The sequence below is a fragment of the Devosia sp. genome, from assembly GCF_041917035.1.
Lineage (GTDB): Bacteria > Pseudomonadota > Alphaproteobacteria > Rhizobiales > Devosiaceae > Devosia_A.
Map to the genome: position 1 here is coordinate 1 of NZ_JAYRYM010000141.1, position 10,596 is coordinate 10,596.

A 10,596-nucleotide genomic window follows, 5' to 3' on the forward strand; every position below is an offset into this window, starting at 1 on the left:
GCGGTGCGGAACACCCGGACACCCTTGCTGGCGCGACTGGTGTACCGGATGCCGTTGACCGGAACGCGAATGAGCTGGGCCCCGTCTGAGATCAGCATGATCTGGTCGGCATCCTCCACCGGGAAGGCGGCGACCAGGTTGCCGATCTCGGCGGTCTTGGTCTGGTCGGTCGCCTTGATGCCCTTGCCGCCGCGGTTGGAGATGCGGAACTCGTAGGACGAGGAGCGCTTGCCGAAGCCCTGGTCGGTGATGGTCAGCACGAACTGCTCGGCGGCACCCATCTCGATGTAGCGGGCCTCGTCGATGGTCGCTGCCTCGCTGGAAGCACCCTCCTCGCTGTCCTCGGCAGTGTCGGCTTCCGGCTCCACCTCTTCCCCGGTCGCGGCGCGTCGAATCGCTCCGGACTGCTTCAGGTAGGCCTCGCGCTCGGCCGGGGTGGCGTCGACATGGCGCAGGATCGACATCGAGATGACGCTGTCACCCTCGCCGAGGCTGATCCCGCGAACACCGGTCGAGGTGCCGGTCGAGCCGTTGCCGCCGAACACCCGGATGTCCGAGGTCTGGAACCGCACGGCCTGCCCGAGCGACGTGGTGAGCAGCACGTCGTCGGTCTCGTGGCTGAGCTCCACCCCGATGATCGACTGGCCCGGCTCGTCGAACTCCATGACCCGCTTGCCCAGCGTCGTGCGTGGTACGCAGTCGGAAAGCTTGTTGCGCCGGATGCCGCCCGTCGAGGTGGCGAACATCACGTCATGCGCCTCCCACTCGCGTTCGTCCTCGGGCAGCGGCACAATCGAGGTGATGCGCTCGCCGCCGTCGAGCGGCAGCAGGTTGATCAGCGCCTTGCCGCGCGTCTGCGGTTCGCCGATCGGCAGCCGCCACACCTTCAGCTTGTACACCTGGCCAAGCGAGGAGAAGAACAGCACCGGCTGGTGCGTGTTGGCCACGAACAGCCGCGACACGAAGTCCTCGTCGCGCGTCGCCATGCCCGAGCGGCCCTTGCCGCCGCGCCGCTGCGCCCGGTAGGCCGAGAGCGGCACGCGCTTGATGTAGCCGCCATGAGTGACCGTCACCACCATTTCTTCGCGGGCGATCAGGTCCTCGTCCTCGAAGTCCCCTGCCGCCTCGTCGATGGTGGTCAGCCGCGGCGTCGCATACGCATCCTTGATCTCGGTCAGTTCGGCGCGAATGATGCTGACCACCCGCTCGCGCGAGCGCAGGATATCGAGGAAATCCGCGATATCGGTGCCGAGGCCGTTGAGTTCGTTGCCGATTTCGTCGCGCCCCAGCGCCGTCAGGCGGCTAAGCGTCAGCGCCAGGATGGCACGGGCCTGCTCGTCGGAGAGCTTGAACCGCCCGTCCGCATTGATCCGGTGCCGCGGGTCGTCGATCAGCGCGATCAGCGGCGCCACGTCACGCGCCGGCCAGTCGCGCTCCATCAGGCGCTCGCGCGCCGCCGTCGGATCGGGCGCCGTGCGGATCAGCGCGATCACCTCGTCGACATTGGCCACCGCGACGGCGAGGCCGACGAGGATGTGGGCGCGGTCGCGGGCCTTGTTCAGCTGGAACCGGGCCCGTCTGGTCACCACCTGCTCGCGGAACTCGACGAACGACGCCAGGATCTGCCTGAGGCTCATCAGCTCCGGCTTACCGCCGTTGAGCGCCACGAAATTGCAGCCGAACGAGCTCTGCAGCGGGGTGAACCGATAGAGCTGGTTGAGCACCACATCGGCGACGGCGTCGCGCTTCAGCTCGATCACCACCCGCATGCCGGTCCGGTCGGACTCGTCGCGGATGTCGGAAATCCCCTCGATCCGCTTGTCGCGCACCAGTTCGGCGATCTTCTCGATCATCGCCGCCTTGTTCACCTGGTAGGGGATCTCGGTGATGATCAGCGCTTCGCGTTCCTTGCGCATCTCCTCGACATGCACCCTGCCGCGGATCAGGATGGCGCCGCGGCCGGTCTCGTACGCCTGCCGGATGCCGGAGCGGCCGAGGATGATGCCGGCGGTCGGAAAATCCGGGCCGGGCAGCACCTGCATCAGCTCCTCGGTGAGCGCACCGGGATTGTCGATCATCATCAGCGTGGCGTCGATCACCTCGCCCAGGTTGTGGGTCGGGATGTTGGTGGCCATGCCCACGGCGATGCCGCTGCCGCCATTGACCAGGAGGTTCGGGAAGCGCGCCGGCAGCACCGTCGGCTCCTGCTCGGAGCCATCGTAGTTCTCCTTGAAGTCGACCGTGTCCTTGTCGATGTCCTCGAGCATGGAGCCGGTGATCTTCTCCATGCGCACTTCGGTGTAGCGCATGGCGGCCGGCATATCGCCGTCGATCGAGCCGAAATTGCCCTGCCCGTCGATCAGCACTACGCGCAGCGAGAACTCCTGCGCCATGCGCACGAGGGAGAAGTAGACCGCGTCATTGCCGTGCGGGTGATACTTGCCGATGACGTCGCCGACCACGCGGGCCGACTTGACATAGCTCTTGTTCCAGACGTGACCCTGATCGTGCATCGAGTAGAGGATGCGCCGGTGCACCGGCTTGAGGCCATCCCGCACGTCCGGCAGGGCCCGGCTCACGATCACGCTCATCGCGTAGTCGAGATAGGACTTGCGCATCTCGTCCGAGATCGAGATCGGGGCGATGTCCGAGGCGAACGGAGCGCCGGGGGTGTCTTCGGTCTTGTCGGTCACGGGGACGTTTTCGCGTTTGACTGGGCTGTGGTGGGTCTATGCGATTCCTCGCGGCTAGACCAATTGCGCGGACTGGATACGCTCCGCATTCGGCGATCTTCCACGTCTATCGCCTGCGCGGGGCGTGGATATGCATCACGAATGGGCCGGAAACGCGGCTTTTCGGGGGCTTCGCTGGGGTCTCGCAACTTTACGGACGCGTTTTGAGGCCTTAGTAGTCCGCGCCACGCCGCGTGAGGGTGGCCGGGGAGCTGATTCTTTTGTCCGAAGAGCATCTGGGATCGCGACTGTGGAAATGGGCCTTCGGCCACAATCGGTCCATCGGCTTCGGGCTTGAATTCCTCGGGCACCTGACGCTGCGCTACCCCCGCGCGCTGGGGGCCTTCGTCGTCCTTGTCACCATCTTCTGCGCCATCCAGCTGCCGCGCATCAGCGTCGACGGCGACATGCTGCGCGTCTACGCCCATTCCGGGCCGGAATACGACGCCTACGAGCATCTGTCGCAGACCTTCGGCACGTTCGAGAACGACATCAACATCCTGGTGACCACGCCGAAGCTGACCGATCCGGAGGTGCTGGAGACGATCCGCACCATGGCGCTCGACCTCAGCAATTCCGAGTACGTCTCGGGCACCATGTCGGCGTTCACCCTGCGCAAGCCCGGCCCGGACGGCACCACCCTGCCCGCCGTGCCCGAGGGCCTGACCGACCCGGTCGCCGTCGGCGCCGCCCTGACCGAGCTGTACCAGACCGATCCGATGATGCGGAACCTCATCAACCCGGACCTCTCCGGGGTGGTCATCATCGTGTTCCCGAACCAGCCGGCGGTGAAGGCCAACGGCACCAAGGCGATGATCAAGGAACTGCGGGAACTGACCGCCGACTATGCCGGCCCGGATCTCAGCGTCGAACTCACCGGCCCGCCGATCTGGACCTCGGAGATGCTGGGCGCCGCCGTCAACGACCAGGTGAAGTTCACCATCTGGGGCTTCGGCCTCGGCGCGCTGATCGCGCTGTTCGCCTTGCGCTCCTTCTGGGGCGCGGTGCTCGTCGCCGCAACGCCCTTCATCGCCGTGACCTGGGTGATGGGGATCATCGTGTTCGGCTTCGGCTCGTTCTCGTTCCTCACCATCATCGTCACGACGATCGTCCTGGTCATCGCCTTTGCCGAAAGCCTGTTCTTCATCTTCAACTGGCTGGCGTACTGGCGCGAGGGCGTCGATCCCTACAAGGCTGTCGACGAGACGGTGCGCGTCGTCGGCCCCGCCAGCGCCCTCACCATGCTGACCACCCTCGTCTCCTTCGCCTCGCTGTCGCTGACGCCGGGCCAGGGCATCCAGGAGTTCTCGCTGGCCGGCACGGTCGCCTCGCTGACCAACTTCATCTGCCTGATGACGTTCCTGCCATTGCTGCTCAAGCTCGCGGTCCGGCTGGGCTTCAAGGCGCCCAAGCCGAGCTTTGCCATCACCGCCCCGATCCCGGTGGCCTGGCTGGTGGCGCGCAAGTTCGGTCGGCTGATCGCCGGCGCCGCCGTCATCGGCACCGTCCTGCTGTTGGTCCCCTACTCGCAGATCCAGCCGCACTTCTCGTTCGAGGACTTCATGTCCAAGGACTCGCAGGCGCTGGCCGCCGCCGAGAGCATCGACGACGGTGTCGGCGGGGTGGCGCCGATCTACATCAGCGTGCCGCTCGAGGAAGGCATCGCCGACGTCGGCGACAAGGACTTCGAGCGCGTCAAGCTCGTGCACGAGATCGTCGAGAAGCACCTGGGCGTCAACAAGGTGATCTCGGCCGCCGCCTTCACCCACTACGCCGACAGCGGCTTCACCCGGGAGCAGATCTTCAACGCCGTGGGTGACCTGAAGCGCCGATTCGTCACCGACGACGGCATGAAGGCGCTGGTGACCGGGTTCATGCCGCTCATCATCAGTTCGGACGACCTGGTGCACCTCAAGGAGGCCATCCAGTCCGATATCCGCGCGGCCGGCATCGAGGGCGCCGAGGTCGGCGGCTTCCGGGTGATGACCACCTATGCCACCGACAACATCGTGCGCGGCCTGCAGCTCGATCTGACCATCTCGGTAGTGGTCAACCTGTTCCTGATCGGGCTCGCCTTCATGTCCTGGCGGGTCGCTCTCGCCACCGCCATCCCGAACCTGTTCCCGATCCTGGGCACGGAGGCGTGGCTCTACTTCGGCGGCAACGGCCTGCAGCTGACCACGGTCCTGTCGCTCACCATCGCCTTCGGCATCGCGGTGGACGACACGACGCACTTCCTGTCGCACTACCTGCACTCGCGGCGCGAGGAAGGCCACAGCCACATGGATGCGATCAAGCACACCATGGAGCGAATCGGCGGCGCCATCGTTGCCGCCACCATGATCCTGTGCTCCGGAACGGCCATCGTCATGTTCTCGGAGCTGCCGCAGGTGGCCTTGTTCGGCACCCTGTTTGTGATAACCCTCGCTCTGGCACTGATCGGCGACGTCTTCATCCTGCCGTCTCTGCTGGTCGCCGGGGGGCGATTCTTTCATCCACTTGGAGGCGTAAAGAAATGAAACTGTTCGGCCCCCTGACGCGATCCGTCGCGCTCGCCGGCCTGCTCGCGAGTACCCTGATGGCGGCGACGCCGGCTCTTGCCGCCAAGGCGGACGTCGACCTGCTGAAATCCTACATCGGCAGCTGGAAAGGTCGCGGCGAGCTCATCGGAGCCGAGAAGGAAGCGGTGGTGTGCCGGCTCACCCTCTCGGAGGGCAACCAGGACAAGGTGAACTACTCCGGTCGCTGCACGCTCGCCGGCACGACCCTGTCGGTCAATGGCTCGCTCGCCTTCAGCGACGCGAACCGGCGCTATGAAGCCGCCATGACCTCCAACGTCAGCTTCTCCGGACTCGCGGTCGGCAAGCGCCAGGGCAACACGGTGGTGTTCGACCTCAAGGAGCGCAACAAGGACGAGGCTGGCAACGACCTGACCGTCAGCGCGCGGATCGTGCTGTCCGCCGAAAAGATCAATGTCGGCTTCAGCGTGGTCTTCAACGCGACCGGCGACAGCCTTCGCGCCGACGTCCCGTTCAACAAGTAACAACGGCACCGGCACCGGGGGGCACTGCCAAAGATGCAGTGTTTCATCTTGGCCCGTCGTTAACGTCGGCATGTCAGCTTCGACCGCGTCGCCAATGAGCGCGCGGTCGAAGTGTGTTTGAGAGCCTGCAGAAATCGCTGGGCGGCCGGGCAGCACTTTACGTCGCCGCCATCTGCCTCATCATCCTCGCGCTGGAGGCTTGGCGGGAATGGGCCTCGCGCAGCGCGGTTCTCGCCCATGCCCGGGAGGATGTGATGGGGCTCGCCCACGCCGCCCGCCAGCATGCCGAGGACACCTTCGAGATGGCCTCGGCCGCCGCGACCGCGGTGGCCCGCAGCCTCGACCGGCAGCAGCCTGGCCTGGAGCTGTTCGGGCGCGCCGCCGAGCTGATGCGATCGAGCGTCAGCGTCAGCTCCCGCGTCGTGGCGCTGTACCTGTTCGATGCCGATGGCGGCTGGCTGGCGTCGAGCGAGGGCGTCCCCCTGCCCGCCGAGGCCTCGAGGCCGCTTGTCGCGACGCTGGCGGCCGGCCAGGGCTTCGCGCCGATGCTGGGAGATCCGGTTCGGCTCGCCCCCGACGGCCGGCTGGTCATCCCGCTGGTCAAGGGTGTCGCCGGGGCGGCCGGCGACATGGCCGGCTTCGTCGTCGCCGCGGTCGATCCGCGCCATTTCGGCGACTTCTACGCGCGGCTCGGTCTGGGGCCCCGGGACTATATCGCGCTCGTCGCAACGTCGGGTCGCCTGCTCGCGCACTCCGGCGGGGGCACCGGGCCTCCGCCATCCGACCTGGCGTTCGCCGCCGGGGCTCCGCCCTCCGGCGCCGAGGTGCTGCGCTCGTCTGCCGATCAGGTCGAGCGCATCACCGCGCGCAGCGCCGCCTCGCAGTTTCCGGTGGTCGTCGAGGTCGCTCGCTCCGTCGATGACGTTCTGGCTCCCTGGCTGCAGGAGGCGATGCAGCGGCTGGCCGTGACGCTGCTGCTGGTGGTGGCGCTGGCCATCGGCGGGCTGCGCCTTGCCGACCAGATCTGGCGCCGGCATCGCAGCGAGGCGGTGCTCGCCCGAAAGGAGTCCGAGTTCCGCCTGCTGGCGGAGAGCGCCAGCGATCTGGTGGAGCGCTTCGATGCCGACGGTCATCGCCTCTACTGCTCCCCGGCCCTCGAGCGGATGACCGGACACGGGCCCGACGAGGTGGTTGGCAAGAGCGCCTTCGATATCGTCCTCCCCGAGGACCGGCATGTGGTCAAGGCTGCCGCGCGGCGACTGCGCAGCGGCCTCTCCGGCGAGGAAACCGTCACCTACCGGATCCGTCACAAGGATGGTCGCGAGCTGTGGTTCGAAACCGCGCTGCGCATGGCCGCCGACAGCACGCCGGAGGAGCCGAGCGTCGTCGGCGTCACGCGCGACGTCACGGCGCGGAAGCTGCTCGAGATTCGACTGGCCGACATGGCGCGGGTGGATGGCCTCACCGGGCTGGCCAATCGCCGCGCCTTCGACGAGGCCCTGCATCGGGAGGTGGCGCGCGCTCACCGCGGCCACCGGCCCCTCTCGCTGCTGATGATCGACGCCGACCGCTTCAAGCGCTTCAATGACGATTACGGCCACCTCGCCGGCGACGCCTGCCTGCGGGCCATGGCCGCGGTGATCGCCCGGCATGGTCGGCGTCCCTCGGACCTGGCCGCGCGCTATGGCGGCGAGGAGCTGGTCATCCTGCTTCCCGACACCGGGCTCGACGCCGCCCGCAAGCTCGGCAACGATATCTGCCGGGACATCCAGGCCCTCGGCATCGTTCACGCACGCAACCTGCCCTGGGGCTGTGCGACGGTCAGCGTCGGCGTAGCCGAACTCCAGCACGACCCCGCAACCCGGCGCGACGGCACCTCACTGGTGGCGGCCGCCGATCTGGCGCTCTACGACGCCAAGGCGCAAGGCCGCAATCAGTGCGTCGCGGCGCCCCTCGCCACCCGCACCTCGCTGCTCGCCGGGTAGTCGCCCGCCAACCTCCCCGCCGCCCGGTCCAGAAAGGAATGTGCCTCGAGCGCCCCGCAGTTGAACCTTGATGCACCAGGGCCTACTTTAGGGCGCACAGGAGCCTGGCAACGATGAGCGCCACCTCGAACATTGCCGCGAACACCGGTTCCTACTCTTCCGAGTCGGAAGCGTTGAGTGTCGTGGTCGGCCGCATTGTCGAAGCGGTCTCTCCCGTTTCGGTCTACCTGTTCGGCTCGCGTGCTCGCGGCGACCACCGTCCTGACTCCGACTTTGACCTGCTGGTCGTGACGCAAGAGAGCGACGGGGAAGCTGGCTTCGACTATGATCGTGTCTACGCTCCCGTGCTGAGCACAGGTGTCGGTTGTGATGTCGTGCCTTGCCGCGAGGACGACTTCAACCGTGAAGCGGTCAATCCCACCGGCCTCATCCGCGAAGTGATCACCCATGGTGTGAGGCTCTATGACCGAGAAGGTCGATAGCCTGATCACCCTTGCGGAAGAGGATTTCGAGTTGGCCTCACAGCCGACGACACCCCCGCGTCCTGCCGCCTACCACATCTCTCAGGCGGTGGAAAAAGCCGCCCGGGCCGTTTGCGTGTTCGAGGGCGTTGAGGTTGGCACGACCCACAATATCGGCCAGATCGGCGCGTTGCTGCCCGATGATCACCCGCTTCGGCAAGCTATCGAAGAGCAGAACTATCAGTCCTCGGCATCGACGAGGTTTCGGTATCCCGACCCCGCCGGCAGGCTACCCAAGGAGTTGCCTAAAGAGGAGATCGACCGACGTCTCGATGATGCTCGGACGTTCATCGGTCTAGTCAAGACCCATGTCTATGGGTCGGCCAACACGCCGAACGGCACCGGTCTGTAGCCCCGGAGGCGCTGCGCCATCGAGTTCGGCAAGGGACCGTCTCGCTCAGTCACTTTGATAGGTAGACTGACGGGCCTCTAGGGCGATCCCGTGCGGCGTCCCCAAAGATCACACAACGCTCGCCGGAACTCGGAAATGTGATGTTGCCTGCACGAGAACCAGCAACTTCCTGTTCCAGGCAGTTCCGCTGGAGACTGCGGATTTCAGCGAGAAAAACCCGGATCAACGCCACGCACAAAGTTGCAGGAACGGGCCGTACAAGCGGCCCGATTCACGATAGCTCACCTACCTTGGCGGTTCGCGTCTGCCCCGACGCGGGCCCCCGGTCTAAAACGGAATGTCGTCGTCCATGCCGCCCGACTCGAAGGCCGGAGCGGAGCTGGGGCGCCGCCCCTCCTGCCGGCCGCCGCCGCTGCCATAGGACTCGCGGGGACCTGAGAAGCCGCCCGAGCGGTCGCCGCCGCCCTCGCCCTCGCCACGTCCGTCGAGCATGGTCAGGTTGGAGTTGAACCCCTGCAGCACCACCTCCGTCGAATAGCGGTCCTGGCCGGACTGGTCCTGCCACTTGCGGGTCTGCAGCTGGCCCTCGATGTAGACCTTGCTGCCCTTGTGCAGGTATTGCTCCGCGACCTTGGCCAGGCCCTCCGAGAAGATCACCACCCGGTGCCACTCGGTCCTTTCCTTGCGCTCGCCGGTGCTCTTGTCGCGCCACTGCTCGGATGTCGCGACGCTGAGGTTGACCACTTTGCCGCCGCTCGGCAGGTTCCTGACCTCGGGCTCGTTCCCCAGATTGCCCACCAGGATGACCTTGTTCACGCTGCCTGCCATGGCATCTTCCTTTTCATGCTTTCCCGGATCCGTGACCCGGTCCAAACCGGTCGCGCATCCTACCGCTCTCCATCGCGGTCCGCCCGCTGCTTTCGCCGCTCGCCCACAGGTTCGACCGTTTGTTCTCTTTATGTTCCGTTATGCCGGGACAAGTCAAGCCCCTGCCGGCAACATCGGCGGGCCCTCCGTTCCGCGCCCGGCGAGGCGTCGCGCCAGGCGAAGCGTCGCGGCCTTGGTTGCATGCTCGCGCGCTTTTCCATCGCCCTGCGGGCCGCGGCGAGTTCGATGGTCCGCCTCGGGCGCGCCCGGCAGCCGGCGTCCGCGCTTGACCGAATCCCAATCGTTCTGTTTATGTTCCCATCGACCTGCCGCCGGCGATCGATCCGACGCGATGACAGGGACGTATCGGACGTGATTAAGTTGCGCACCAGCGGCCGGACGCCCGGATGGGCGAATGGTGGCCGCGTCGAGAAACCCTGACACGATTTGGCAGAGAGTGGCCGTATGGTCGCGCCTCTCCCAGGTGGAATATTCATGGCCAGCAGACCCAACCCGAACCGCGACCTCGTCATCCGTGGCGCCAAGGAACACAACCTCAAGAACATCGACCTGAGGTTGCCCCGCGACAGCCTGATCGTGATGACCGGCCTGTCCGGCTCGGGCAAGTCCTCGCTGGCCTTCGACACGATCTACGCGGAGGGCCAGCGCCGCTACGTCGAGTCGCTGAGCGCCTATGCCCGGCAGTTCCTCGAGATGATGCAGAAGCCCGATGTCGAGCAGATCGACGGGCTCAGCCCCGCCATCTCGATCGAGCAGAAGACGACCAGCCGCAACCCGCGCTCCACCGTGGGCACCGTCACCGAGATCTACGACTACCTGCGCCTGCTCTTCGCCCGCGTCGGCATTCCCTACTCTCCGGTGACCGGCCTGCCGATCCAGAGCCAGACGATCTCGCAGATGGTCGATATCGTCATGGCGCAGCCCGAGGAAACGCGCCTCTACCTGCTTGCGCCGATCGCGCGCGGCCGCAAGGGCGAGTACAAGCGCGAGCTCAACGACTTGATGCGCAAGGGCTTTCAGCGCGTCAAGATCGATGGCGAGTTCCACGACATCGAGGATGCGCCCAACCTCGACA

7 protein-coding genes and 1 pseudogene are annotated in these 10,596 nt (G+C 66.3%); 6 read left to right on the plus strand and 2 right to left on the minus strand.

Translation table 11 applies throughout. The features are described 5' to 3' along the window. Nucleotides 1-2,693: DNA gyrase subunit A (gene gyrA / locus ACE3TU_RS14300; RefSeq protein ID WP_374625312.1), on the minus strand; the 2,693-nt coding region annotated here is incomplete at its 3' end. Between the two features lie 260 nt (nucleotides 2,694-2,953). Between gyrA and ACE3TU_RS14305 the strand changes: the two genes are divergently transcribed. From ACE3TU_RS14305 to ACE3TU_RS14325, 5 genes are all read left to right on the plus strand, one after another. Further along, nucleotides 2,954-5,251: an RND family transporter gene (locus ACE3TU_RS14305; protein WP_374625314.1), complete on the plus strand. Its 2,298-nt coding sequence runs from the start codon at nucleotides 2,954-2,956 to the stop codon at nucleotides 5,249-5,251. Next, nucleotides 5,248-5,775: a hypothetical protein gene (locus ACE3TU_RS14310; RefSeq protein WP_374625316.1), complete on the plus strand. Its 528-nt coding sequence runs from the start codon at nucleotides 5,248-5,250 to the stop codon at nucleotides 5,773-5,775. The genes ACE3TU_RS14305 and ACE3TU_RS14310 overlap by 4 nt, the downstream gene beginning before the upstream one ends. Nucleotides 5,776-5,888: 113 nt before the next feature. Then, nucleotides 5,889-7,760 (plus strand): diguanylate cyclase domain-containing protein, encoded by a 1,872-nt coding sequence (locus ACE3TU_RS14315; RefSeq protein WP_374625318.1) that lies wholly within the window; start codon nucleotides 5,889-5,891, stop codon nucleotides 7,758-7,760. A gap of 113 nt (nucleotides 7,761-7,873) precedes the next feature. Beyond that, entirely contained in the window at nucleotides 7,874-8,242 is a 369-nt protein-coding gene (locus tag ACE3TU_RS14320; protein WP_374625320.1) for a nucleotidyltransferase domain-containing protein, read from the plus strand. Then, complete coding sequence (locus ACE3TU_RS14325) at nucleotides 8,223-8,633, plus strand: HEPN domain-containing protein (protein ID WP_374625322.1); 411 nt, start codon at nucleotides 8,223-8,225, stop codon at nucleotides 8,631-8,633. The genes ACE3TU_RS14320 and ACE3TU_RS14325 overlap by 20 nt, the downstream gene beginning before the upstream one ends. 327 nt (nucleotides 8,634-8,960) lie before the next feature. Here the strand turns inward: ACE3TU_RS14325 and ssb are convergent, their stop codons facing one another. Continuing rightward, nucleotides 8,961-9,461, minus strand: coding sequence for a single-stranded DNA-binding protein (ssb, locus tag ACE3TU_RS14330; RefSeq protein WP_374625324.1), 501 nt, complete (start codon nucleotides 9,459-9,461; stop codon nucleotides 8,961-8,963). 534 nt (nucleotides 9,462-9,995) lie between these two features. Between ssb and ACE3TU_RS14335 the strand changes: the two are divergent. Beyond that, nucleotides 9,996-10,596, plus strand: a pseudogene (locus ACE3TU_RS14335) (excinuclease ABC subunit A); the annotation flags it as partial.